The following is a 24,854-nucleotide window of genomic DNA, read 5'->3' on the forward strand; positions in this document are numbered from 1 at the left end:
TTTGTAAATATTCCTGCCTTCCATGAAAAAAATCATGCTGCGCGATACGCACAGGCATTTTCGTTCCCTGTGGAAACTTTCTGCCGCACCGGTTTCCTGTCGCGCGCTTGCCCTGCCATGCGCTTTGCGCTAGTCTGGCTGGCAGACGGTGTTGACGGTGCGCCAACGACGGCAAGGGCGCCATGATAACAAATCGCAGGAGACCCCCATGAATGCCTTTGACACGCATGACGTTTTCAACCAGGCCACGCCCTTTGAAAACGTCAATCTGTTCGCCTGCGACCCGGCACTGATCGAAGCGTTGCTGCGCGAGGGCGGTGGCGCGGCGCTGCAGGAGCTCGACGCGCTGGGCGAAAAGCTGGGCCGCGCCGAGACCTACGCGCTGGCGCGCCTGGCCAATATCCACACGCCCGAACTGCAGCAGTTCGACCGGGCCGGGCGCCGCATCGACGAAGTGCTGTTCCATCCGGCCTGGCATGCACTGATGGACATCCTCGTCGGCGCCGGTGCGCACGCGTCGCCGTGGGCGTCGCCCGGTCCCGGCGCCCAGGTGGCGCGCGCGGCCGCCTATCTATTAGTGGGGCAGGTGGAAAACGGCACGCAGTGTCCCGTGACGATGACGTATGCCTCGGTGCCGGCTTTGCGCCAGGCCCTTGATCTGCCGCAAATCGCCGCCCGCTGGTTGCCGAAGATACTGTCGCGCACATACGATCCCCGCTCCTTGCCCGTGGAACAGAAGCGCGGCGCCCTGGTCGGCATGGGCATGACGGAAAAGCAGGGCGGCTCGGACGTGCGCAGCAACACCACGCGCGCGGTGCGCGTGCCGCCCGACGAGGCGCGGGCCCTGTTCGGCGACGAGGCCGGCAGCGCCTGGCGCATCGTCGGCCACAAATGGTTTTTTTCGGCGCCCCAGTGCGACGCCCATCTGATCCTGGCGCAGGCGGAAGAGGGCGGACTATCGTGCTTCTTCCTGCCCCGCTACCTGCCCGACGGCAGCCGCAATGCCATCCGCGTGCAGCGCCTGAAAGATAAGCTGGGCAACCGCTCGAATGCGTCGTCGGAAGTGGAATTTACCAACGCCTACGGCTGGCTGGTGGGGCAGGCAGGGCGGGGCATTCCCACCATCCTGGAAATGGCCAGCCACACGCGCCTCGATTGCGTGCTGGGCAGCACCGGCATCATGCGCGCCGCCCTGACGCAGGCGCTGCACCATGCGCGCCAGCGGGCCGTATTCGGCAAGCCGCTGGCCGAACAGCCCCTGATGCAAAACGTGCTGGCCGACCTGGCGCTGGAATCGGAAGCGGCCACGGCGTTTGCGCTGCGCCTGGCCCGTTGCTTCGATGAAAAGGAAGATCCGCAGCAAGCCATGCTGGCGCGCGTGCTGACGCCGGCCGGCAAGTACTGGATTTGCAAGCGCGGCCCCGGTTTCGGCGCGGAAGCCATGGAAGTGCTGGGCGGCACCGGTTATGTGGAAGACGCGCCGCTGGCGCGCCTGTACCGCGAACTGCCCGTCAACTCGATCTGGGAAGGTTCGGGCAACGTCATGTGCCTCGACGTTTTGCGCGCCTTCGGCAAGTCGCCGGCCGCGCGCGACGCTCTGGCGGCCGAGCTGGCGCTGGCCGGCGATGCCGACGCCGCCTTTGCCGAGTACCGGACGCGCCTGCTGAGCGAACTGGACGGGCCGCAGAAGGATGAATTCGGCGCCAGGCAATTATCCGAGCGCATCGTGCTGGCCGTGCAGGCGGCCTTGCTGCTGCGCCATGCACCGCCCTTCATCGCGCAGGCATTCCTGCAGTCGCGGCTGGTGCAAGCGCCGGGCGGCGCATATGGCCGCTTGCCGGCGGGCACTGATTGCGCGGCCATCCTGGCGCGCGCACTACGCGAGTATTGACCCCGATAAATCCGATTATTTCGAAAATTCAGGCCACAGGCGGGCTGTGGGCTGGGATAATGTGGCAATCCTTCATTTTATCGACACACAGCGCGCCTGCGGCCATGCTTGCCGCCGCGCCAGAGAGCAGAGAAAGTACAACAATATGAAACAAGATCCACGCTTCCCGAATTTGTTCATTACCGATCACCCTTTGATCCAGCACAAGCTGAGCCACATGCGCGAGCACGATACGTCGACGCGCACCTTCCGCGAATTGCTCAAGGAAATTACCTTGCTGATGGGCTATGAAATCACGCGCGACTTGCCACTGACCACGCGCCAAATCACGACCCCGCTGGTGACGATCGACGCGCCCGTCATTGCCGGCAAGAAACTGGCCATCGTCCCCATCCTGCGCGCCGGCATCGGCATGAGCGATGGCTTGCTGAACCTGGTGCCATCGGCGCGCGTGGGGCACATCGGCGTGTACCGCGATCCTACTACCCACATGCCCGTGGAATACCTGGTGCGCCTGCCGGACTTGAATGAACGCACCTTCATCCTGTGTGACCCGATGGTGGCCACCGGTAATTCGGCCGTGTACGCCGTCGACGTACTGAAGAAGCGGGGCGTGACGGACGAGCAGATCATCTTCCTGGCGCTGGTGGCCGCACCGGAAGGCGTGACCGTGTTCCAGAACGCGCACCCGAACGTCAAGATGTTCTGCGCCTCGCTCGATTCGCACCTGGATGACCACGCTTACATCGTGCCGGGCCTCGGTGATGCCGGCGACCGCATCTTCGGCACCAAGTAAGCCACTTCAGGCGAGTATTGCGATGGCGACCTTGATCGATCCGGATTTTCGCGCGCGTTTGCGCGCCCTGAACGAAAAATATGCGGCTGGCGTGCCAGCACTGATGCAAACGATTACGCAGGCAAGCGGCCGCTGCGACAGCGAAGGACCCCGTCTGGAACCGTTGACGGAACTGCACCGTGCGCTGCATGCGGTAGCCGGCTCGGCCGCCACCTTCGGTTTTGCTGCGCTGGGGCAGGAATGCCGGCGCATCGAACAACAGGTGCGTGCCATGCTCAATGCGCCGGCGCAGGCGGTGGCGGAATGGCCCGCCGTGCGGGCGCAAGTGGAGGCGCTGCTGCATTGGGCCGCACGCGATGCGGGCGCCACCCATTTCAGCGCCTGAGTGACAAGCGCCATAGGGATGTGGTTACAATGATTCATTTGATGCAACGCAAAGCACCCGCGTCGCAGATTAGGATATAGTGTCTCCAAGCCGCTGGTACAGGGCGCCGCAAGACGGGGATTTGGCTATTAAAGTAGTGTTTGCAAGTTTATTTTGCGAAAGAATGGTTTTTCTCAGTTTTGTTGGTATAATTGGGCATCGTTGGATTCGAGGTAGTAGTGCAGTTTGTCTGTCATTTCTTTCTTGCTTCAAACGATATAACGGGCGCAAGCCCAACTTAACTGAAATAGGAAATTGTAATGGCAACTGGCATCGTAAAATGGTTCAATGATTCGAAGGGTTTCGGCTTTATTACCCCTGACGAAGGCGGCGAAGATCTGTTCGCTCACTTCTCGGCTATCCAGTCGAACGGCTTCAAGTCCCTGCAAGAGAACCAACGCGTTTCTTTTGAAGTGACCGCTGGCCCTAAAGGCAAGCAAGCTTCGAACATTCAGCCAATCTAATACGCTGGATCAAACGAAATAAAGAAATCCTCGGTCTCCGAGGATTTTTTTTCGCCTGAATTTCTGTGAGGCATGGGTTTTGCCTGCCTTATGCGTGTGGTTTGTAGCTTGCATGGCCCTTGTTCTGCGCGCTTTGAGTTAGGGTAGATTGCGGGTGCGTACTGTTCTGGACCGGCGCGGCGCCCAATCAGACCGTAGCGAGCGGCAGTGATTTGTGGCCGAGAAGCGCAACCGTACTCTAGTACGGTGAGCATCGCCGGCTGCAAAGCGCGCCGCGCAGTAGGTCTGATTGGGGGTCCTCAGATTGCTCGTTCTCGCCAGTAATCTGGTTGCGAATAGCTATGCCGCAAAAAATCCACGAACGCCCGTATGCGCAGCGGCAAATGGCGGCGCTGGGCAAACACGGCATAAATATCGTTGCCCGGCGCGGCAAACTGGTCCAGCACCATCACCAGCTGGCCCGAGGCGATCTCGGCACCCACTTCCCACATCGAGCGCCACGCCAGTCCCTTGCCGGCCAGGGCCCAGTCGTGCAGCACTTCGCCATCGTTGCACACCATATTGCCCGCCACCTTTAAAATGATATTCTTGCCGTTTTCGCGGAAGGTCCAGCCCCGCTGGCTGCCTTCGCTGCTGATCGCCAGGCAATTATGCTTCGCCAGGTCGGCCGGGATGCATGGCGTGCCAGCTCGCTTCAGGTAGGCGGGCGAGCCGACCAGCACGCGCTGGTTGTCGGCCAGCTTGGTGCTTACCAGCGAGGAATCGGACAGGCTGGCGATGCGGATGGCCACATCGATGCCTTCGCCGATCAGGTCGACCAGGCGGTCGTTCAGGTTCAGCGACACCGTCACGTCGCGGTGCTCGGCCACGAACGAGGGGATCAAGGGCGCCACGTGCTGGCGCCCGAAGCCGGCCGGCGCGGAAATGAGCAGATGGCCGCTGGCCTTCACGCTGCGCTCGGCGACGGCCGCTTCCGCCTCTTCCAGCTCGCTCAGGATGCGCTGGCAGTCTTCCAGAAAGGCGGCGCCTTCATTCGTCAAGGCCAGCTTGCGCGTCGTGCGCTGCAGCAATTTGACGCCCAGGCGCTGCTCCAGCGCATCGAGGCGTCGGCCTATCATGGCCGGGGCAATGCCTTCCGCGCGCGCGGCGGCCGACAGGCTGCCCTTGGCCACCACTTCCACGAACGTTGATATTTGTCTGAACTGCCCCATGCCGTACTCCCGCGATGCCATCACTTGTGATAAAAACGCATAGATGAAGTGATTTTTAATCTCGTTTCCATGTCTTATAGTGCAATACTATAGAACAAACGCGCCGCCCGGCAGAGTGTTTTTACGCCTTTGTCCGGCTTGTCCGCGCAGTCATTCAGCTTATACTTAGATCACCAGATTACCTTTGCTTATATTTATTAAAAACCGGAGAACTTCATGACGCAGAACACGATCGCACTTCCCGAAGGCATGCAAATCACGGGTGACATCCAGCCCGGCTACGAACAGATTTTGACGCCAGCGGCGCTGGCTCTGGTGGCCAAGCTGACGCGCGCCTTCGAGCCGCGCCGCCAGGAATTGCTGGCCGTGCGTGTGGAACGGGCCAAGCGCCTCGACGCGGGTGAGCGTCCTGATTTCCTGCCAGAAACCGCGCACATCCGCAACGGCGACTGGAAGATCGCGCCGATCCCGAAGGCGCTGGAATGCCGCCGGGTGGAAATCACCGGTCCCGTCGAGCGCAAGATGGTCATCAACGCCTTCAATTCCGGCGCGGACAGCTACATGACGGACTTCGAGGATTCGAACACGCCGAACTGGGATAACCAGCTGACGGGCCAGATCAATATGTTCGACGCCGTGCGCAAGACGATTTCGCTGGAGCAAAATGGCAAGTCGTACAAGCTGAACGACAAGATCGCCACCCTCGTCGTGCGCCCGCGCGGCTGGCACCTCGATGAAAAGCACGTGCTGGTCGATGGCAAGCGCATTTCCGGTGGCATTTTCGATTTTGCCCTGTTCATGTTCCATAACGCCAAGGAACAACTGGCGCGCGGCGCCGGCCCGTATTTCTACCTGCCGAAGATGGAATCGCACCTGGAAGCGCGCCTGTGGAACGATATTTTCGTCATGACGCAAAACGAATTGGGCTTGCCACAGGGCACGATCAAGGCGACTGTCCTGATCGAAACCATTTTGGCTGCGTTTGAAATGGATGAAATCCTGTACGAACTGAAGGAGCACAGCTCGGGCCTGAACGCGGGCCGCTGGGATTACATCTTCTCGTGCATCAAGAAATTCAAGCTGGACAAGGATTTCTGCCTGGCCGACCGCGCCAAAGTCACGATGACGGCGCCATTCATGCGCGCCTACGCCTTGCTGCTGCTGAAAACGTGTCATCAACGTGGCGCACCGGCGATTGGCGGCATGGCAGCCTTGATCCCGATCAAGAACGATCCGGAAAAGAACGATATCGCCATGGGCGGCGTGCGCACCGACAAGGCGCGCGATGCCACTGACGGCTACGACGGCGGCTGGGTGGCCCATCCGGGCCTGGTGGAGCTGGCCATGGGCGAGTTTACGAAAGTGCTGGGCGATAAGCCGAACCAGATCGAGAAACAGCGTCCCGACATCGATGTGAAAGCGTCGGACTTGCTGAACTTCCAGCCGGAAGCGCCGATCACGGAAGCTGGCTTGCGCTACAACATCAACGTGGGTATCCACTACCTGGGCAGTTGGCTGGCTGGCAATGGTTGCGTGCCTATCCATAACCTGATGGAAGATGCGGCCACGGCCGAGATCAGCCGCTCGCAAGTGTGGCAGTGGATTCGATCCAGCAAGGGTGTGCTGGAAGACGGCCGCAAGGTCACGGCCGACATGGTGCGCGCCATGATTCCGGAAGAACTGGCCAAGGTGCAGCGCGATGCGCCAGGCGGCAACGGGCCGACCTATGTGCGCGCCGGCCAAATCTTCGAGGAAATGTCGACGTCGGAATCGTTCGCCGAATTCCTGACCTTGCCGCTGTACGAAGAAATATGATCCTGATCAAGTAGCAGCATGAAAAAATCCCGGCGATGCCATAAAGCATCTGCCGGGATTTTTCATTGCGGCAAGATCGGCTTAAAAACTATTTTTCCACATGCGCAAGGCCGCGAACGCTTCCACGGGCGAGGCACCGGCGGCCAGCTTGCCTTCCACCTTCAGGCTGGTCAGAATTTCCGGTTCGCTGTAGCGCAGGAAGGGGTTCGTGGCCTTCTCAAGGGCAATGGTCGACGGCACGGTCGATAAGCCTTGCTGGCGCTTTTCCGTGTCGATGGCGATGCGTTCCTGCAAGGTCACATTGCCCGGCTCGACGGCGTTGGCGAAGCGCAGATTGGACAAGGTGTACTCATGCGCGCAAAATACCTCGGTATCGTCGGGCAGGGCGGCCAGCTTGCCCAGCGAGTCGGCCATCTGGCCCGGCGTGCCTTCGAACAGGCGGCCGCAGCCGCCGGCAAACAGGGTGTCGCCGGAAAACAGCCATGGTGCGCCGCTGCGCTCGTCGCGTTGGCGCACATAGGCGATATGCCCCTTGGTGTGGCCGGGCACGTCGATGACCGTCATCTGCAAGCCCAGCTCGGCCACATAGGCAACATCGCCTTCGGCAAGCGGTTCCGAGATGGCTGTGATAGCCTCATTGCGAGGGCCGAAGACGGGCACGGCGAAATGCTGCAACAATTCAGGCACGCCACCCGTGTGGTCGGCGTGGTGGTGTGTGAGTAAAATGGCGGACAAGGTCAACTGATGGGCTTGCAGCGCATCGAGGATGGCCATCGCATCGCCGGGGTCGACCACGGCGGCATGGCGGCCGTCATGGATCAGCCACAGGTAATTGTCGGCAAAGGCGGGCACGGCAAGTACCGATAAAGCGTGTTCAGGGGAATGTGTCATGAGCAAAAGAGAAAACTGAATGGACAGTGTGGCATCCGAAAAATCCATTATAGCGCTTGATGGCTGGCTGCAGACACCGGCCGGTGTGTACGTGCGTGCCTGGGAGCAGCAATGCCTTGACAGTCTGACGGTCGACATCTTCGGTTACAACGCCGTGCAGATCGGCTTGCCCCAGCTCGACGCGCTGGCCGCCAGTCGCATGCCGAACAAATGGCTGCTCGATTCGCGCCTGCCTTTGCTTTCGCCGCAAGAGAGCCGTTTGACCCTGGTGTCTGCCTTCGACGAGTTGCCGTTCGACTCGCAAAGCCTGGACCTGGTGGTCTTGCCGCACGTACTAGAATTTGCCGCCGAGCCGCACCAGGTCTTGCGCGAAGTCGAGCGTGTGCTGATACCGGAGGGGCGTGTCATCGTCTGCGGCTTCAATCCGGCCAGCCTGTGGGGCATGCGCCAGGGCCTGGGGCGGGTCACGGGGCGCCATTACCTGCCGCGGGCGGGCGAGCTGATCTCTATGTCGCGCATGAAAGACTGGTTAAAATTGTTGAACATGGGCGTCAGTCAAAGCCACTTCGGCTGTTACGCACCTGCCTGCAGGACAGAAAAATGGCTGCGCCGTAACGCCTTCATGGACAAGGCCGGTGCGCGCTGGTGGCCATATCTGGGCGCAGTGTATATAGTGCAGGCGATCAAGCGCGTCAAAGGGATGCGTTTGATCGGTCCGGCGTGGACCAAAAAACCGGCGACGGCGCCCGCAGGCGCACCGGTCACGAATAAAAGGCGGGAACAGCAAGATGGATAAGGTAGAAATTTACGCTGATGGCGCATGCAAGGGCAATCCCGGCACGGGCGGCTGGGGCGCGCTGATGGTGGCCGATGGCGCCAAGAAAGAAATTTACGGCGGGGAACTCAATACGACGAATAACCGCATGGAATTGAAGGCCGTGATCGAAGCCTTGACGGCGCTCAAACGTCCCTGCCAGGTAGTGTTGTATACCGATAGCCAGTATGTCCAGAAGGGCATCAGCGAATGGATCCACGGCTGGAAAGCACGCGGCTGGAAAACGGCGGCCAAGGCGCCTGTCAAGAACGTCGACCTGTGGCAAGCCCTCGATACGGCCCAGGCCGTGCATGAAGTGGAATGGCGCTGGGTGCGCGGTCACAATGGTCATCCGGGCAACGAGCGGGCCGATGAACTGGCCAATATGGGCGTGGAAACCGTGCGCGCGTAAGACTGTCCGGCGTCGCCAGTTGTAATCGAAGGGCACAGGTTTGCTATACTGTGCCCTTCGCTTTTTGCTTTTACGACGGAATCCGCCATGCGTCAAATTGTTCTCGATACTGAAACCACCGGCCTGAACCCGCGCACGGGCGACCGCATCCTGGAGATCGGGGCGGTCGAACTGAGCAACCGCATGTTGACGGGGAATAATTTCCACCATTACATCAATCCCGAGCGCGATTCGGAAGAGGGTGCGCTGGCCGTCCACGGATTGACGACGGAATTCCTCAGCGACAAGCCGAAATTCGCGGAAATCGCGGAAGAATTTCGCGCGTTTATCGCCGGTGCCGAACTGATCATCCACAACGCCCCGTTCGATATTGGCTTCCTCAACGCGGAATTCAAGCGCCTGAACCTGCCGCCCGTGCATGAGCAAGTGCATGGCGTGATCGATACCCTGGTGCAGGCGAAGGAAATGCATCCGGGCAAGCGCAACTCGCTCGACGCCCTGTGCGACCGCTACGGCGTGTCGAACGCCCACCGCAAGCTGCACGGCGCGCTGCTCGACTCCGAATTGCTGGCCGACGTCTACCTGGCCATGACGCGGGGGCAAAACAGCCTGAGCATGGAAGAAGAAGTGGAAGTGGCTGCCGACGGCGCCGTGCTGGAAATCGTGCCCCTGGCCGAAGTCATCTTCCAGAGCGCCACGGCCGACGAGCTTGCCGCCCACGAAGCCACCATCGCCGGCCTCGACAAGGCCGCCAAAGGCCAGTGCATCTGGACCGCCGTCCTGGCGCCACCAGCGGCCGCCTGAGAAAAAAGCGTGACATGCTAAATTTCCTGTTGCCAGTCCTTGCAGATGCCGCAATACCTATGCGATAATTCGCCTCGCTTCGGGAGGTTAGCTCAGGGGTAGAGCACTGCATTCACACTGCAGGGGTCGCAAGTTCGAAACTTGCACTTCCCACCAAGAATTCTCAATACAATCAAGTACTTATATTAAAGCCGACACATTTATGTAGTCGGCTTTTTTATTGGGTGTAATTTTCGGGTGTAATTTACTTCGCCACCACCAGTGCCGATAGCTTATCCAGCGCCAGGCGCTGAGCATCCACCTGCAAGTGTGCGTAGCGCTGGGTTGTTTGCACATTGGCATGGCCGAGAATTTTGCTGATGGTGTACAGGTCCACGCCCAGGCCCAGCATGATGCTTGCGCAAGAATGGCGCAGGTCATGGAAATTCACATGAGGCATTCCAGCTTTCACGCGCGCGCGGCGCCAAGACGATTGCACGCCGTACAACGTCATCTCCAATGGAAAATATTTCAGCCATGGCCGCAAGGCCGGAATGATCGGTACCACGCGCATGCGAAGTGTTTTAGTATTGCTGGCAGGGAAGGAGATCGAATCCTTCCCAATATGCTCACGCTGAATCTGGAACAGTTCACCGCGGCGCGCGCCAGTCAGCAGTGCTGCCCATATCGCGGCCTGCGCAATCGGCGTGCAGAAGGCGGCAATCTTCCTCACTTGCTCAACCGTGAGAAACACCTCGCGCTTGTTACTGACGGCCACGTTATCGATCCGCAAGCCATAGTTTTCAGGAATGAGGCGCTGGCGCCATGCCAGCTGCAATCCTTTTTTTGCACAGGCCAATGACCGGTTCACCGTTGCTGGCGCATAGGCAGGCTCCAGTTTGCCGGATTTCTTATTTGGTATGAGCTTGCTCATGTCACGAATAGCATGATCGGCAAGCCGCCGACGCGCGGCGAAAGCAGCAGGATGGGGAGGGTAGGGAAGAACTGCTGTGCATGGCGCAGGGCGGCCGGGCCAGTGGACGGCCAAGTATGCCCTGGCTCGACCTGAACTACGGCCAACTGAATCTGATTGATCTTGATGATGGCGGCACATAGTTGCATGAAAGTATTATGCGTCGCATCTTGCCAAGTTGGAAGTGATTGGAAATGCGATGAGACTAAAAAGCCCGCGCGAGGCGGGCGTGGTTCGTGGTGATTGGAAATGAAAATCAGGCCACGCCGCCATGCGACGAGCAAGCCCCTTGCTTGTCTTTTGATGGTGAGATCCACCCGTCCTTGCATTTGACAGAGCCGCTATCAACGTCGCCGCCCCCGCATCCGGTCAGTGCGGTGAAAAAGGCCATGGCAACTTAAAAGATAAAAGTTTTCATTTTTCCTTCATGGAAAATATTTTATTTGTAATGTATTTCGTTCTGCGCTGCGCTTGCCGCGTGCAGGGCTGCTTGCTGAGTTGGTTTACTTTGTGCCAGCCTTGCCGGTCTCAGGATTTGTATTGCCCTTGGTGGACCAGTTGTTTGCAGCGGTCGAGTCCTTGGATGACCTATTGTGAGGCGCGACGTGGGTCCCGTCTTTTTTTGTATATCCCGAAACATGTGTTCGGCTAGAAGTGGCGCCATTCCCCGATGCTGGTTTTGAGGAATGATGGCCACTGCCGACTGAATGCCCCGCACCACGACCTCCACCATGGCCATCACCGCGCGCGAAGGCCGGCAACGTGAGGGAGAGCGCTAAAATCGCAACCAAAATTTTCTTCATTTCTGTTCCTGGTGCGGCATACAAGCGTGCCGTTGCGCGTACCAATTATATGTAAAATTACCAACAGGAAATCTATTCAATAGTTGCAGTGACAGGCGTAAAAAAGCCCGCGCGAGGCGGGCTGATGAACTGGAAAGCAGGCAACGCGTCGACCGGCAATAATATGGTCAATGCGAATCTTCACATTGGACTATTTGCCGCAAGCCTTTCCGTGTTCCGCATGGAAACCTTTGGTTTTAGCATCGGCTTCTGCCATGTATTCACCTTTTTTTGTCTTGCCATAATACTTGTCACCCTCGCAATGATAGACCTTACTTGAGGTGTTAACCCAAACCTTGCCAGCGCCGCCACCCGGAGCCATCTGAGCTGGCGCTGCCTTGCTAGCAACTGCCGCCGCAGAAGCTGTGCCAGACACCATCTTCGCAGATGCTCCATTGGTCATCATGCCGCCGTGACCTCGGCAGCCATGAGTGGATTGGCCTGTTGGCGCCGAACCATCTTTGCACTTGAGCATTGGAGCTGCATCGGGCGAAGCCGGATTCCCCATTGCTGCGGCCGATGGCTTAGGGGTAACCGAAGGCGCGGCCGTCGGAGTTTGCGCGAACGCCTGCGATGCGAAGGCGGCACTTACAGCGAGCATTGCTAAAATTTTCTTCATTTTGAGTCTCCGGTGTGCACGGAATGACGTGCCTGCATGCATTAACGCAGCTGCGCATGTGCCGTTGACTCTTCCGAGAAAATACATTGGCGATTGCGCAGACACGGGAGGCGCATCAAGCACCTGAGCGAATTGCTCAAGGGAACTTTATTGAATTGCTGCGATACTTCACCAGTCGCTCACCCGTCTCCGCGAGATACCCACGGGCTTGCCTTTGCGGTAAGGGTTACCTAGTTCGTGAGCTTGACGCCGTAATCAGGCGATGCAATGCCTGCTTGCTTGCCCAGTCGATAGAAACGAATTTCGCGCGCATATCCGTGGCGCTCGCGCAGCTGATTCCGTTTTATCGGACACACCTCTGATACAAACAATGCATGGACAAGCACGAAGCTTGCGCATGCTATGGATTATCTGAAAAGATGACTTAATTGACACCATTTGACATCAGGATGCGCAGGCAGCGCGGCGCAGCATGGCGGGCGCGCATCGCTGCGCTGGTGCGCGCTGATGTCATGGCAAGTCGGCCAAGCGCGCAGCATACGGGAGGCCCCATGTCTGAGATCATCGAACTGTTGCCATGGCCCGCCATGGTGGCGGCCTGGCTGGTGGGCTCGCGCACGGCCGCGCGGCGCTTTGCCGGGTTCTGGGTCTTGTTGATCAGCAATGTGCTGTGGGTCTGCTGGGGCTGGCAATACGAAGCTTGGGCCTTGATCGTGCTCAACTTTTGCCTGGCGCTGACGAATGTGCGGCATCGTCAAGAACCAGCGGGCATGACATCGCTTCTACTTAAATATTGTCAATATTGAATGCTTCTTCATGGCCGCATACATGCCCTGCTATTCTCCTGCGCGCATTTCAAGGAGGAAAATGGCCGTTCTGGCCCGGCAGCTTCAGATATTTGCTGTCTTATATAAGATTCGTCGCCATCGGATACACAAACAGCGGCAGGACAGTCTAAAATACGTGGTGGGCAAGCACGGCGTCACCGCCGGCACACTAGCCATCCAAAGCAAGGCTAACCGTCCTGTGTTTGGAATGAAGAAAGTTAACCACCAGGCATCACCGCATACAAGGGAATGAACATGGCAACACAAAAATCCAAAATCATCTACACGCTGACTGACGAGGCGCCGCTGCTCGCGACGTATTCCCTGCTGCCAATTATCAAAAAATTCACCGCGCCGGCTGGCGTGGACGTGGTCGCCACGGATATTTCGGTGGCGTCGCGTGTACTGGCCGAATTTCCCGAATTCCTGACGGACGCGCAAAAAGTCCCGAATACCCTGGCTGAACTGGGCAAATTGACCCAGAATCCAGACACCAACATCATCAAATTGCCGAACGTCAGCGCTTCCCAAGGTCAATTGATCGCCTGCGTGCGCGAATTGCAAGGCCGTGGCTACAAGCTGCCGGACTATCCGGAAGACGCGAAGACGGAAGAAGAAAAAGCCTTGAAGGCCCGTTACGGCAAGTGCATCGGCAGCTCGGTCAATCCGGTCCTGCGTGAAGGCAATTCCGACCGCCGCGCACCTAAGGCTGTCAAAGAGTATGCACGCAAGCACCCGCATTCGATGGGCGAATGGAGCCAGGCGTCGCAAACCCACGTCTCGCACATGCATCATGGCGACTTCTACCATGGCGAAAAATCGCTGACCCTGGAAAAGGCGCGTGATGTCAAGATGGAACTGGTCACCGCCTCGGGCAAGACCATCGTGCTGAAACCGAAGGTTGCGCTGAAAGCGGGCGAAATCATCGACAGCATGTTCATGAGCAAGAAAGCGCTGCTGGAGTTCTACGAGAAGGAAATCGACGACGCCTTCAAGACGGGCGTGATGTTCTCGCTGCACGTCAAGGCGACCATGATGAAAGTTTCGCACCCGATCGTCTTCGGCCACTGCGTGCGTATTTTCTACAAGGACGCGTTCGCCAAGCACGCAGAACTGTTCGACAAGCTGGGCGTGAATGTCAACAATGGCATGAGCAATCTGTACGACAAGATCGAGACCCTGCCAGCGTCGCAAAAAGATGAAGTGCTGAAAGATTTGCACGCCTGCCACGCGAATCGCCCGGAACTGGCCATGGTCGATTCGGCCAAGGGCATCACCAACTTCCATTCGCCGAACGACATCATCGTCGACGCGTCCATGCCCGCCATGATCCGTATCGGCGGCAAGATGTGGGGCGCCGATGGCCGTCCGAAGGATGTCAAGGCAGTCATGCCGGAATCGACTTTCGCGCGCATCTACCAGGAAATGATCGGTTTCTGCAAATGGCATGGCAACTTCGATCCGAAGACCATGGGCACCGTGCCGAACGTGGGCCTGATGGCGCAGCAAGCGGAAGAGTACGGTTCGCACGACAAGACGTTTGAAGTGCCGGAAGGTGGCACCGCCAACATCACCGACCTGGAAACGGGCGAAGTGCTGCTGACGCAAACGGTGGAAGAGGGCGATATCTGGCGCATGTGCCAGGTCAAGGACGCGCCGATCCGCGACTGGGTCAAGCTGGCTGTCACGCGTGCGCGCAACTCGGGCATGCCTGCCGTGTTCTGGCTCGATTCCTACCGTCCGCACGAGAACGAAGTCATCAAGAAGGTGCAGGTGTACCTGAAGGAGCACGACACGAGCGGCCTGGAAATCCAGATCATGTCGCAGACGCGCGCCATGCGCTACACCCTGGAACGCGCCTTCCGCGGCCTGGACACCATTTCGGTGACCGGCAACATCCTGCGCGACTACCTGACCGATTTGTTCCCGATCCTGGAACTGGGCACCAGCGCCAAGATGCTGTCGATCGTGCCGCTGATGGCCGGTGGCGGCATGTACGAAACGGGCGCAGGCGGTTCGGCACCGAAACACGTCAAGCAACTGGTGGAAGAAAACCATTTGCGCTGGGATTCGCTGGGCGAGTTCCTGGCCCTGGCCGTGTCGCTGGAAGACATGGGCATCAAGACGGGCAATGCGAAGGCCAAAATCCTCGCGAAAACCCTGGATGAAGCCACCGGCAAGCTGCTGGATAACAACAAGTCGCCATCGCCACGTACCGGTGAACTCGACAACCGCGGCAGCCATTTCTACCTGGCCATGTACTGGGCGCAAGCCCTGGTAGCGCAGAAGGACGATGCGGAACTGGCAGCGCATTTCGCGCCATTGGCCAAAGCCCTGACCGAGAATGAAGAGAAGATCGTGGCCGAGCTGAAAGCAGTGCAAGGCAAGGAAGCGGATATCGGCGGCTACTACCTGCCCGATCCGGCGAAGACGGAAGCGGTCATGCGTCCTAGCGCCAGTTTGAATGCGGTGCTGGACAGCATCTGATGCAGTCTTGAAGGCAGTCAGTTCTTGACTGCTGCCTGATAAAAAAACGCCGCCGGGAGCGATTCCGGCGGCGTTTTTTATTTCTTTACCGATTATTTGTAGTGCTTGTAGACCGTGGTGCTGCCGTTGTTCTTGACCAGCAAGACGTCATACGCATCCTTGCGCGGTCCTTCCATGCCTGGCGAACCCATGGGCATTGCGGGCACGGCCAGGCCTTTCGCCTTGGGCTTCTCGCGCAACAACTGCTTGATCTCGCTGGCCGGCACATGGCCTTCGATGGCGTAGCCGTTGACGAGGCCCGTATGGCAGGAACCGAGCGCGTCGGGAATGCCGGCCAGCTTGCGGTATTGCGCCGGCATCTCGACATTTTTCGCGCGCACGGTAAAACCGTTCGCTTCCAGATGCTTGATCCATTCGGAACAGCAGCCGCACGAGGCGCTCTTGTAGACTTCAATGACGGGCAGGGCCGCTATGGCGAACGTGGGCAAGCCCAGCATGGCGGCGAAGATGCCGCGCAATAAGAAATGTTTGATCATGTGTTGCTTTCAGACGGATAAGGGCTATCGTGGCCACCTCGGTGGCCTGCTTGGGACGAGCTTGGAATTTAAGCGGAAAGCAGCCGGGGCGGCCGGCGCGGGCCGTCGGGAATGAATCCCGTCAGCAAGGTGGCCGTTGCGATGGTGACTTGTTGCGCGCCGCTGCAGGCCGGGGCAGGAAGGGCGAGGCAGGGCGGCATCAGTGCGCCCAGGCAAAAGCTGGCACAGGCGCCGCACGCCTGGTGCTTGGCGGGGGGCTTGTTGTCTTCTTGCGTGCCGGCGCTGTTGGGGACGGCGGATGACTGCGCAGCGTGATGCTGGCAGTCCGCTGCCATCATGGCGGCAGGCAAGGCAGCGAGCGGCGCGCACGTCCGCGTGGCGCCCGCAGCCCCCGCTTGCAGCGGCACCGCCGTGATCAACAGCAGGATCAGCCATGTTTTGAAGAGTCTTAGCATCGACGGAAAGTATAGCATGGGGGCAATGTCGCCAGAAGCAGGCACCCGCTAACGCGCGGCGGTGGCGCGCGCCTTCGATGCGTACATGGCCCGGTCCGCATGGCGCAGCAGCAGCTGCATGCTATCGCCGTCGTCCGGATAGTGGGCCACGCCGATGCTGACGGCGATGTGTAATTGCTGTCCGTTGTCCAGGTGCAGCGGCGCGGCCAGGGCCGCATGGATTTTTTGCTCGATCAGGCTGACGTCCGCCGGCGTGGCATTGCTTTCCAGCAGCACGACGAATTCATCGCCGCCCATCCTGGCCAGGGTGTCTGTTTCGCGCATACAATCTCGCAGGCGGCTCGCCACCGCCTGCAGCAGCAGGTCGCCACAGGCATGGCCGTGGTCGTCGTTGACCCGCTTGAAGTTGTTCAGATCCAGGAACAGCAGCGACAGCCGGCCTTCCTGGCGGTGCGCGCGCGCGAACGCCGTGCGCAGGCGGTCGTGGAACAGGCGGCGGTTCGGCAGGCGGGTCAGTTCATCGTGCATGGCCATGAACTGCATTTGCGTCTGCAACTGCCGGCGCTCGATGGCGGTGGCCAGCTGTTTGGCGACAAATTGCAGCATATCCTGGTCTTGCTCCGTGCCGATGACGGCGTCCTGGGCACCTTGCAAAGCCAGCACGCCGATGCTGCCCATGGAAGAATACAGTGGCACGGCAAGCCAGCAGGAGGACAGCGCGACGGCCGCCGTTTGCAGCGCCACCGGCAAGCCGGCCAGTTGTCCCGGCTGCAGCAGCAAGGGGCGGCCGCTGCGCAGGACTTCATCGCACAGCAGGCTGGCCAGGGACGACGTTGGCTGGGCTGCGTTGTCGTCGGCCTGGCAGGTCATGAGGGGCTGCGCGCCGTCTTCGTCCTGCAAGAACAGTGTCATGCTGCGCGCTGGCAAGTGGTCGCCAATGATGTGCTGGATACGGTGCAGCAAGGCGGGCAAGTCTTGCGTCGCCTGCATGACTTCGGAGATGGCGTACAGCGCGGCCTGCTTTGCCTGCGCCTGTTTCAGCAGGGTGATGTCGCGCGCCACCGCCACGCGCAGCTGGTCGGCGGCGGACCAGCGGGCGGACCACATGATGTGCGCCAGCCGGCCATCCTTGCGCAGGTAGCGGTTTTCAAAGTGCGTCTGGGCATGGCCATCCATGATGGCACGCGCGGCGGCCAGGGTGCGGGCGCGGTCGGCGGGAGCGACCATGTCGAGCATGAGCTTGCCGATCATTTCCTGCTGCGTGTAGCCGAAGATGCGTTCGCAGGCCGCACTGACGAACACGAAGCGCCCCTCCACATCGACCATGCACACGGCGTCGAGCAATAAATCGGTGAAACTGGCGACCGGCGCGCTAATCATATGTTTCATATGTCCACTATTCTAGTGGACATTGCCGATGGATATTGAAGTTGTTGTTTTTAGGAAAAAGTGAGCATTGAACGCCGCTTGCCCGGCCGGCAAGGGCGGCGTACTCATGCTTGTCACTTCGGAGGACTTATCCCGTCAAAAAGTTGCCTTCCGGACGCAGGAGCGCAGCCTGGAACAGGTGCTGGCCAGGCGCTTAATCACTGACGGCAAACGCGCCCGGGTCGAGTTGATCCAGCGTTACGATGGTGCCGCTGCCCGGCGCACCGCTACTCTGGTTGAGGCGTGCATGCAGCTGGGCCAGATAATCGGCGCGGCAGCGGCGCAGCACGAAATCGCGGAAATTATCCCGTTCCAGCGCGCGCCAGGCGCGTTCGCGTCCTTGCGCCGAGCGCATGCCGGCCAGATCGATCAGCGCGGGCGTGACGTTGGCGTCGCCGCGGCTGAGGCGCGTGTAGCCGTAGCGGTCCATATACGGGCCGGTGAGCGTTTCGATGAGGTTGATGTCATCGTCCGACAGTTGCTGCCTGAATTTGTCGATGTTGGCCGCGATCGGCGCATAGCAGTTGGCCGACCAGAGCGATGACAATTGCGCAATCTGTCGCGCTTCCGCCGACGCGGCCACGTCCAGCATTTGCGGCAGGAAGGCGATGCCGAGAAAGTCACATACCGTTTCCAGCGTCTCCTGTTGCCGCGACAGGAAATCTTCATAGCGTATCGTCAGCACGCGCTGGCGATAGCGTTGCACGACCTGGTCGGCTGCCGCATGGGCGGCCAGCCATGTCCTGGCATTGAGCAGCGTGTCAAAATCGTGGATGATGGCGCGGTTCATCGACGCCACTTGCGCGCGCGGATCGCGCACCACGTTCAGGAACAGCATGTCCGGATACAGCCGCACAATGTCGTCGGCGTAGTGCACGCTGTCGAGCGACTTGTCCATGACCACCTGCGCGTGGTGGCGTTCGCCCGCGCGCAACAGCAGCTCCCATGCCACGCGGTGGATGCTGCGCGGCTGGCCGCGCAGCGTCTCGAACACTTCCACCGGATCGAAGACCACGCCCGGCCACTTGACCATGCTGGCCGCCGCCAGGCCCACCACATCGACCACCAGGCGAAAGTAGGCGCGGTCGTCGCGCAAGTCGCCGTACAGGGGCAGCAGCGGCATCATATCGACCAGGTGCAGCGGATATGGTGAATAAAACTGGGGCGACAGGTTCAGGCGCAGGCGCAGGGCATGGCTGCCGCAGCGGCGCAGGGGGATCATCATGACGGGGCGCGGGCGCCCGGCGTCGCCGGGATGGTGGCTGCTGCTCATCTCATCATTCCTCGAAAAAGGTGGCAGTGCGGCATCAGATGAAGCGCGGACTCAGCTGCTGGAACAGCCGCTCGCAGGCCTGTTCCAGCGACAGCACGCCCGTGTCCAGCATCAGCGCCGGCGCCAGCGGTGCCTCGTAGGGCGCGGAGACGCCCGTAAATGCCGGGATCAGTCCGGCCCGCGCTTTTTTGTACAACCCCTTGGGGTCGCGTTCTTCGCATAGCGCGCTCGGCGTGCTGATGTAGGCTTCGATAAAATTGTCGTTGCCGACGATCTGACGCGCCATCTCGCGGTCGCTGCGCAGCGGCGAGATGAAGGCGCAGATGACCATCATGCCGGCGTCGTTCATCAGCCTGGCCACGACGGCGCTGCGGCGGATGTTTTCCTGGCGGTCGCGGGGAGAGAAACCCAGGTCGCCATTCAGGTGGTGCCGCATATTGTCGCCGTCGAGCACGCAGCTCAGGCGACCCGCCGCCAGCAGCCGCCTTTCCAGCGCGTACTCCAGCGTCGACTTGCCTGCGCCGCTCAGGCCGGTCAGCCATAGCGTTGCGGCCTGCTGGCCGGCCAGCGGCCCCCGCTGTTCCTTGCTGATATGGCCGGCGTGCGGGAAGATGTGCGTCGCCACCACGTCGCCCGCAGCGGCGATCTGTTCCAGTTTACCCATGCGCCACTCCCCGTTGCCGGCTCAGAACTATTGCCACTCGATTTCGCGTGGTTTGGCCGCTGCCGGAGGCGCCGGCTTTGCCGTGGCGGGCGGGCGTCGTGCCGCCAGCGGCGGTGGTGGTGGCGGACGGTGGAGGACGCGCAGTCCCGCATCGCGGCCGCCAGCGATGTTGCCCACGCGGAAGACGCTGACCACGTCGTTCAGGCTGTTGACCTGTTCCTGCATCGCTTGCGCGGCGGCGGCGGCTTCCTCGACCAAGGCCGCGTTTTGCTGCGTCACATTGTCCATCTGCGTCACGGCCATATTGATTTGCTCGATGCCGGCCGATTGCTCCTGGCTGGCGGACATCATTTCGGACATGATGCCGGTGACGCGCCTGACGCTGGCGACCACCTCGTGCATGGTCGATCCGGCTTGTTCCACCAGGCGGTTGCCGGCTTGTACCTTGTCGACCGAATCGCCGATCAAGTCCTTGATTTCCTTGGCTGCGGCGGCCGAGCGCTGCGCCAGATTGCGCACCTCGGTGGCCACGACGGCAAAGCCGCGCCCCTGTTCCCCGGCACGGGCCGCCTCGACCGCCGCGTTCAGCGCCAGGATATTCGTCTGGAAGGCGATGCCGTCGATGACGGCGATGATGTCGACGATCTTGCGCGCCGAGACATCGATGGCCGCCATGGTGTCGACCACCTGCGCCACCACGGCGCCGTCCTTGGTGGCGACATCGGAGGCCGATTCGGCCAGCCCGTTGGCCTGGCGCGCATGGTCGGTGTTGATGCGCACGGTGCTCGTCAGTTCTTCCATGGATGAAGCGGTTTGCTCCAGCGTACTGGCCTGCTGTTCCGTGCGCGAAGACAAGTCCAGGTTGCCCATGGCGATTTGTCCTGCTGCCGTGGCGATGGTCTCGGTGCTGGCGTGAACTTGCTGGACGATTTGCGCCAGGCTGTCGCGCATCGATTGCATGGCGTACAGCAGGCTGTGCGTATCGCCGGCGCGGGTATGGATGGGCACGGCCAGGTTGCCACTGGCAATCTGGCCGGCAATCGCCGCCGCTTCGCCGGGCTCGCAACCGAGCTGACGTGTCACCCCGCGCGTGATCAACACGGCGGCCAGCAGGCTGGTGATCAGGGCCAGCGAGCCGATGCTCAGCATGACCAGGCGCGCCTGGCTGTAGGCCGCCTCGGCGACGCTGGAGGCCTCGTTATTCTGCTTTTCCTCGACGGCGATCAAGGTGCGCAGCAATTCCCACCATTGCTTTTGCACGGGGCGAAATTCATAGCGTAGCAGCTTGTAGGCATCGTCCTGCTTCTGGTTCAGAGCCAGCGTGGCGGCCCTTTGAATAAAGGGGGCGGCCAGTTCGCTTTGTCTGCGGATCTGTTCGAGCAGGCTTTTTTCTTCGCTCGACGTGCCTCCCAGCTTGGCGAACATGGCCCCGAGCTTTTGCTGGGCGGCGGTGTATTTCTTTTCCTGCGCCGCGATGCGCGCGACTTCGATCTGGATTTCCTTATCCTCTTTCAGCAAAATCAGATTGCGCAGCGCCAGCGCGCGTTCGGTGACCGTCAAATCCATGGTTTGGGCCAAGCTGGTTTCGACGTTGTTGACCTTGGTGGTTTCATCCATGCGGTCCTGGATTTGTCGCATGCTGGTCAGCCCCAGCGTGATGACCAGCAACAGGAACAGGGCCACCAGGCCAAAGCCCAGACCGAGCCGCTTGGCTATGGTTAAGTTCATAAATTTCATGCTGCCTCCTTAAGGCCGCGCTTGCTGTTTCGCATAAGCTAATGCGGATTTATCGCGAAGCACTCAGCGATCATAGTGATTGCTGGTAAGTGAAAAGTCACACATAGTCACTTTCATCATTTGAGCAACAGTATAAAATTTACTTGCGGCAACAGTTCCAATTTGAGTTAAATGACGCGCCCTCGCTGGCGCCGCCGCTGGGGCGGAGCATGACTTGTATCAAGAATGAAAAATTTTCATGCCACACTTCACTCATGATTTCACATTTCACGTCGTTATAGCTGTGTCAGCCTGGCACCTGAAGCGGCGTGTATCCCACGTCTGGCTGAAAGTGGGCTAGCTTGACGGTTGATTGTTATCAAAAACTGAAAGTTATGAATATCTTACCCATACACTACTACTCATTTAGCAAGGCATAACGACCATGACCTCCGTCTCCTCGATCCCGAGCTGGAATCCAAGCCCGTCCAGCGCGCCTGCCGCTACGGCAAGCAGGGCGGACACGCCCTCATCCCCGGCGCCGACCCCATCCGCCATCGTCGCCTTTGGCGGCCCGCCGGCCGTGTCATCCCTCGTGCCGTCGCCGATGGTGTGGGAAAGCGCGTCGCGCGACAAGGTGAGTGAGGCGATGACGAAAAGCTTCTCTTCGTATGCGTTTGGCGGTCGCTTCAGCGGCCTGGGCGCGGCCATGCTGGGTCAGGCCAAGCTGGGCAACTACAATTTCTCGCAGGCGATGCGCCAGCCGCCGCCGAGCACCTCGCCGAATGTCTATGCGGCGTCCGGCATCGCGCCGGGCAGCCTGCACGGCAATGGCGAAGATAATGTTTCCCTCAGCATCACCACCAGGAGCGGCGTGGAAGTCAAGCTGTCGCTCGACAGCCAGGGAGACGGCCTGGCCGTGAACATGACGACGAGCGGCGAGCTTAGCGACGCTGAGGCCAGCGCGCTGGGCGACCTGGCAAAAGGTTTTCAGGAAGCCATCGACGGCTTGGGGCAGAGCACGCCGAAAATCAAGCTGGCGGGCTTGATGCAGTTCGACCAGCAAGTGCTGGCGTCGGTGAAGCTGCATGCGGAAGTGAAGGTGCGCGGCGAGCCGGAAAGCGTGCAAACCCTAGATTTCCAGGCCGACGGTGCGCAGCGCAAGGTCAGCTTCATTGGCGAGGCCGGCAGCCTGGACCTGAAGGTCGATGCCAGCCAACTCAACACCCTGGGCAGCAAGGAACGGCAAGCCAAGGCGCTGGGCAGCTACATGAAGCAGTTCGACCAGGCGGCGTCGCGCGGCCATGGCGATGCGGGCCTGGTGGCCATGCTCAAGGACAGCTTCACGGCCTTGCACAGCAACACCGCCGCGCCGCAGGTAGCCACGGACACTCCCGAGACGGGCAAGTGGCGCCTGGCGGCCGAGGACAAGTCCATCCTGACGGGGCTGGCCGATTTCAGCGCCTCCGTGTCGCAAGCCGTGAAATTCAGCAATCCCATGCGCAGCGCGGAAAAGGATGGCTTCAATTATGAGGTGTCGCAAAAGACGGTGCAGGCCGGCGCCAGCCAGGATGCGCGTTCGATCCGGCAGCAGCAGCAATCGAAGCTGAGCGCCAGCTACCATGAGACGCTCGTCCCCGGTGTGCCGCTGCGCCTGACGACCAGCACAGAATCGCAGAACTATACTTACCACCAGATCGAGGATACGGCCAGCAGCGACGCGCAAGTGGCCTACAAGGATGGCAAGATGGTGAAGGCGAGCTTGCGGCAAGAGGCCAGCCAATCCGAGCATGTCATGAAGTATTTCCTGGGCAAGCTGGAATCGGACAAGACCACGCCGGGCAATTATTCCGTGCTGCGCGACCTGCTGCCCGTGCTGGGACCGTACAAGACGGGCGAGAAGGACACGTCGCCCGAGGCGCGCATGGAGCAGCGCAAGCAGGCGCTGCTGACCTTGAGCGACGACGTGCTGCTGCAATCGTATGCGGGCCAGACCGTTAGCATGTGGCAAGCCGATGTGCTGCCGGAAAAGAGCGAGGCCGCCGCCGCTTGAAAACGCCAGCGCACTATGCAAAAAGCCCGTCTGCGAAGACGGGCTTTTTGTTTGTTTGTTGATTACCTGTTTATTGCTTGATATGGAGCAAGGCAGTCTATGCCTTGGCCTTGCTTTGCCTGATCCAGTAACCGACGCCCAGCGCAGCGAGCCACACGGGTATCAGGTAGACGGAAATGCGCAGGCCCGGCGTCAGGTACATGATCACCAGGATGCCGGCCAGGAAGACCAGGCACAGGTAGTTCGTGAACGGGTAGCCCAGGCTCTGAAACAGCGTCGTTTTTCCTTCCAATTTCTTTTGCGCGCGGAAGCGCAGGTGAATCCAGCTGATCATGGCCCAGTTGATGATCAGGGCCGAAACCACCAGGCCCATCAGTACTTCAAACGCTTCGCCCGGCATGAAGTAATTGACCACCACGCAGGCACCCGTGGCCAGGGCCGACACGCCCAGCGCCGCCAACGGCACGCCGCGGCGGTTCAGGTGCAGCAGGGCACGTGGCGCATTGCCTTGCTTGGCCAGGCCGAACAGCATGCGCGTGTTGCAGTACACGCCGCTGTTGTACACGGAGAGGGCGGCCGTCAGCACCACCACGTTCAGGGCCGTGGCCACCAGGTTGCTGTCGAGTGCATGAAAGATCAGGACGAAGGGGCTGCCGCCGGTGACGACCTTCTGCCACGGGTACAGCGACAGCAAAATGCCCAGCGCGCCAATGTAAAAGATCAGGATGCGGTAGATGGCCTGGTTGGTGGCGCGCGGAATCGTCGTGCTCGGGTCGTCCGCCTCGGCCGCCGTGATGCCCACCAGTTCCAGGCCGCCGAACGAGAACATGATGACGGCCATGGCCATCACCAGGCCCTGCCAGCCATTCGGAAAGAAGCCGCCGTGCTGCCACAGGTTGGCCACCGACGCTTGCGGGCCCGCATCGCCGGAGGCGAGCAGGTACGCGCCAAAGACGATCATGCCGATGATGGCGACTACCTTGATGAGGGCAAACCAGAATTCCATTTCACCGAAGGCTTTGACATTCAACAAACTGATGGCGTTGATGGCGCAGAAGAAAATCAGTGCCGAGACCCAGGTAGGAACGCCCGGCCACCAGTACTGCACATAGATGCCGACAGCCGTCAGTTCGGCCATGCTGACCAGCACATACAGCACCCAGTAATTCCAGCCCGACAGGAAGCCGGGCAGGTGGCCGCAGTATTTGTCGGCGAAGTAGCTGAAGGAGCCGGCGACGGGTTCGTCGACCACCATCTCGCCCAGTTGGCGCATGATCAGAAAGGCGATGACGCCGGCGATGCCATAGCCCAGCAGCACGGAAGGGCCGGCCATCTTGATGGTTTGCGCGATGCCCAGAAACAGGCCGGTGCCGATGGCGCCGCCCAGGGCGATGAGCTGGATGTGGCGGCTTTTCAGGCCGCGCTTGAGCTCTTGTGGTTCGGTATTCCCGACTGCCGTCATATGTTTTATCCTGTTTTT

At 60.2% G+C, this 24,854-nt stretch carries 26 protein-coding genes and 1 tRNA gene; 13 read left to right on the forward strand and 14 right to left on the reverse strand.

Going from position 1 to position 24,854, the window contains the following annotated elements; translation table 11 throughout:
• Nucleotides 1-208: 208 nt before the first annotated feature.
• The 4 genes from ACQ4W0_RS18905 (at nt 209) to ACQ4W0_RS18920 (ending at nt 3,575) form a co-directional block, all read left to right on the forward strand.
• Nucleotides 209-1,891, forward strand: coding sequence for an isovaleryl-CoA dehydrogenase (locus ACQ4W0_RS18905; protein WP_436578140.1), 1,683 nt, complete (start codon nt 209-211; stop codon nt 1,889-1,891).
• Between the two features lie 145 nt (nt 1,892-2,036).
• Nucleotides 2,037-2,687 carry a uracil phosphoribosyltransferase gene (upp, locus tag ACQ4W0_RS18910; RefSeq protein WP_102120739.1) on the forward strand — a complete coding sequence of 217 codons (651 nt, stop codon included), beginning with the start codon at nt 2,037-2,039 and terminating at the stop codon, nt 2,685-2,687.
• Between the two features lie 22 nt (nt 2,688-2,709).
• Entirely contained in the window at nt 2,710-3,072 is a 363-nt protein-coding gene (locus ACQ4W0_RS18915) for an Hpt domain-containing protein (protein ID WP_436551250.1), read from the forward strand.
• A gap of 299 nt (nt 3,073-3,371) precedes the next feature.
• Nucleotides 3,372-3,575 (forward strand): cold-shock protein, encoded by a 204-nt coding sequence (locus ACQ4W0_RS18920; protein WP_010398811.1) that lies wholly within the window; start codon nt 3,372-3,374, stop codon nt 3,573-3,575.
• Between the two features lie 299 nt (nt 3,576-3,874).
• On the opposite strand, the gene ACQ4W0_RS18925 is transcribed toward ACQ4W0_RS18920, so the two are convergent.
• On the reverse strand, nt 3,875-4,786 hold the full coding sequence (locus ACQ4W0_RS18925; RefSeq protein ID WP_436578141.1) for a LysR family transcriptional regulator: 912 nt from the start codon (nt 4,784-4,786) through the stop codon (nt 3,875-3,877).
• Nucleotides 4,787-5,002: 216 nt separating this feature from the next.
• On the opposite strand from ACQ4W0_RS18925, the gene aceB reads away from it, so the two are divergent.
• Entirely contained in the window at nt 5,003-6,601 is a 1,599-nt protein-coding gene (aceB, locus tag ACQ4W0_RS18930) for a malate synthase A (RefSeq protein WP_436578142.1), read from the forward strand.
• An 81-nt stretch (nt 6,602-6,682) separates the two neighbouring features.
• On the opposite strand, the gene gloB is transcribed toward aceB, so the two are convergent.
• Nucleotides 6,683-7,492, reverse strand: a complete 810-nt coding sequence (gene gloB, locus ACQ4W0_RS18935) for a hydroxyacylglutathione hydrolase (RefSeq protein ID WP_436578143.1) — start codon at nt 7,490-7,492, stop codon at nt 6,683-6,685.
• Nucleotides 7,493-7,511: 19 nt separating this feature from the next.
• On the opposite strand from gloB, the gene ACQ4W0_RS18940 reads away from it, so the two are divergent.
• The 4 genes from ACQ4W0_RS18940 (at nt 7,512) to ACQ4W0_RS18955 (ending at nt 9,678) form a co-directional block, all read left to right on the forward strand.
• Nucleotides 7,512-8,288: a class I SAM-dependent methyltransferase gene (locus ACQ4W0_RS18940; protein ID WP_436578144.1), complete on the forward strand. Its 777-nt coding sequence runs from the start codon at nt 7,512-7,514 to the stop codon at nt 8,286-8,288.
• The gene (gene rnhA / locus ACQ4W0_RS18945) at nt 8,281-8,718 is read left to right on the forward strand and encodes a ribonuclease HI (protein WP_436578145.1); all 438 of its coding nucleotides are present in this window, start codon (nt 8,281-8,283) and stop codon (nt 8,716-8,718) included. The genes ACQ4W0_RS18940 and rnhA overlap by 8 nt, the downstream gene beginning before the upstream one ends.
• An 87-nt stretch (nt 8,719-8,805) precedes the next feature.
• Nucleotides 8,806-9,522 carry a DNA polymerase III subunit epsilon gene (gene dnaQ, locus ACQ4W0_RS18950; RefSeq protein ID WP_436578146.1) on the forward strand — a complete coding sequence of 239 codons (717 nt, stop codon included), beginning with the start codon at nt 8,806-8,808 and terminating at the stop codon, nt 9,520-9,522.
• An 81-nt stretch (nt 9,523-9,603) separates the two neighbouring features.
• Nucleotides 9,604-9,678, forward strand: a tRNA-Val gene (locus ACQ4W0_RS18955).
• Nucleotides 9,679-9,766: 88 nt separating this feature from the next.
• Here ACQ4W0_RS18955 and ACQ4W0_RS18960 read toward each other — a convergent pair.
• The 5 genes from ACQ4W0_RS18960 to ACQ4W0_RS18975 form a co-directional block, all read right to left on the reverse strand.
• Entirely contained in the window at nt 9,767-10,435 is a 669-nt protein-coding gene (locus ACQ4W0_RS18960) for a tyrosine-type recombinase/integrase (protein ID WP_436578147.1), read from the reverse strand.
• The gene (locus ACQ4W0_RS18965; RefSeq protein ID WP_436578148.1) at nt 10,432-10,791 is read right to left on the reverse strand and encodes a hypothetical protein; all 360 of its coding nucleotides are present in this window, start codon (nt 10,789-10,791) and stop codon (nt 10,432-10,434) included. Before ACQ4W0_RS18965 ends, ACQ4W0_RS18960 begins: the two co-directional genes overlap by 4 nt.
• Nucleotides 10,731-10,865 carry a DUF3761 domain-containing protein gene (locus tag ACQ4W0_RS29150; RefSeq protein ID WP_495542777.1) on the reverse strand — a complete coding sequence of 45 codons (135 nt, stop codon included), beginning with the start codon at nt 10,863-10,865 and terminating at the stop codon, nt 10,731-10,733. Before ACQ4W0_RS29150 ends, ACQ4W0_RS18965 begins: the two co-directional genes overlap by 61 nt.
• 112 nt (nt 10,866-10,977) lie before the next feature.
• The gene (locus ACQ4W0_RS18970; RefSeq protein WP_436578149.1) at nt 10,978-11,277 is read right to left on the reverse strand and encodes a hypothetical protein; all 300 of its coding nucleotides are present in this window, start codon (nt 11,275-11,277) and stop codon (nt 10,978-10,980) included.
• A gap of 190 nt (nt 11,278-11,467) precedes the next feature.
• Complete coding sequence (locus tag ACQ4W0_RS18975; RefSeq protein WP_436578150.1) at nt 11,468-11,935, reverse strand: DUF3761 domain-containing protein; 468 nt, start codon at nt 11,933-11,935, stop codon at nt 11,468-11,470.
• A gap of 551 nt (nt 11,936-12,486) precedes the next feature.
• On the opposite strand from ACQ4W0_RS18975, the gene ACQ4W0_RS18980 reads away from it, so the two are divergent.
• The 3 genes from ACQ4W0_RS18980 (at nt 12,487) to ACQ4W0_RS18990 (ending at nt 15,249) form a co-directional block, all read left to right on the forward strand.
• Nucleotides 12,487-12,741, forward strand: coding sequence for a hypothetical protein (locus ACQ4W0_RS18980; protein ID WP_436578151.1), 255 nt, complete (start codon nt 12,487-12,489; stop codon nt 12,739-12,741).
• 61 nt (nt 12,742-12,802) lie between these two features.
• On the forward strand, nt 12,803-13,015 hold the full coding sequence (locus tag ACQ4W0_RS18985) for a hypothetical protein (protein ID WP_436578152.1): 213 nt from the start codon (nt 12,803-12,805) through the stop codon (nt 13,013-13,015).
• Between the two features lie 2 nt (nt 13,016-13,017).
• Nucleotides 13,018-15,249 (forward strand): NADP-dependent isocitrate dehydrogenase, encoded by a 2,232-nt coding sequence (locus ACQ4W0_RS18990; protein WP_436578153.1) that lies wholly within the window; start codon nt 13,018-13,020, stop codon nt 15,247-15,249.
• Nucleotides 15,250-15,341: 92 nt separating this feature from the next.
• Here the strand turns inward: ACQ4W0_RS18990 and ACQ4W0_RS18995 are convergent, their stop codons facing one another.
• The 6 genes from ACQ4W0_RS18995 to ACQ4W0_RS19020 all read right to left on the reverse strand — a co-directional run bounded on the left by ACQ4W0_RS18995 (nt 15,342) and on the right by ACQ4W0_RS19020 (nt 21,342).
• Nucleotides 15,342-15,785 carry a DUF411 domain-containing protein gene (locus ACQ4W0_RS18995; RefSeq protein WP_436578154.1) on the reverse strand — a complete coding sequence of 148 codons (444 nt, stop codon included), beginning with the start codon at nt 15,783-15,785 and terminating at the stop codon, nt 15,342-15,344.
• A gap of 68 nt (nt 15,786-15,853) precedes the next feature.
• On the reverse strand, nt 15,854-16,240 hold the full coding sequence (locus ACQ4W0_RS19000) for a hypothetical protein (RefSeq protein ID WP_436578155.1): 387 nt from the start codon (nt 16,238-16,240) through the stop codon (nt 15,854-15,856).
• Nucleotides 16,241-16,288: 48 nt separating this feature from the next.
• Nucleotides 16,289-17,629 carry a sensor domain-containing protein gene (locus ACQ4W0_RS19005; protein ID WP_436578156.1) on the reverse strand — a complete coding sequence of 447 codons (1,341 nt, stop codon included), beginning with the start codon at nt 17,627-17,629 and terminating at the stop codon, nt 16,289-16,291.
• A 193-nt stretch (nt 17,630-17,822) separates the two neighbouring features.
• Nucleotides 17,823-18,941, reverse strand: a complete 1,119-nt coding sequence (locus ACQ4W0_RS19010) for a sulfotransferase family protein (RefSeq protein ID WP_436578157.1) — start codon at nt 18,939-18,941, stop codon at nt 17,823-17,825.
• A 34-nt stretch (nt 18,942-18,975) separates the two neighbouring features.
• A complete protein-coding gene (cysC, locus tag ACQ4W0_RS19015; protein ID WP_436578158.1) occupies nt 18,976-19,605 on the reverse strand; it encodes an adenylyl-sulfate kinase in 630 nt (209 codons plus the stop codon).
• A gap of 27 nt (nt 19,606-19,632) precedes the next feature.
• Nucleotides 19,633-21,342: a methyl-accepting chemotaxis protein gene (locus ACQ4W0_RS19020; RefSeq protein ID WP_436578159.1), complete on the reverse strand. Its 1,710-nt coding sequence runs from the start codon at nt 21,340-21,342 to the stop codon at nt 19,633-19,635.
• 424 nt (nt 21,343-21,766) lie between these two features.
• On the opposite strand from ACQ4W0_RS19020, the gene ACQ4W0_RS19025 reads away from it, so the two are divergent.
• A complete protein-coding gene (locus ACQ4W0_RS19025; RefSeq protein WP_436578160.1) occupies nt 21,767-23,374 on the forward strand; it encodes a hypothetical protein in 1,608 nt (535 codons plus the stop codon).
• Between the two features lie 97 nt (nt 23,375-23,471).
• Here the strand turns inward: ACQ4W0_RS19025 and ACQ4W0_RS19030 are convergent, their stop codons facing one another.
• Nucleotides 23,472-24,836, reverse strand: coding sequence for an amino acid permease (locus tag ACQ4W0_RS19030; RefSeq protein WP_436578161.1), 1,365 nt, complete (start codon nt 24,834-24,836; stop codon nt 23,472-23,474).
• Nucleotides 24,837-24,854: the final 18 nt, after the last annotated feature.

The organism is Janthinobacterium breve (assembly GCF_051380895.1).
Lineage (GTDB): Bacteria > Pseudomonadota > Gammaproteobacteria > Burkholderiales > Burkholderiaceae_D > Janthinobacterium.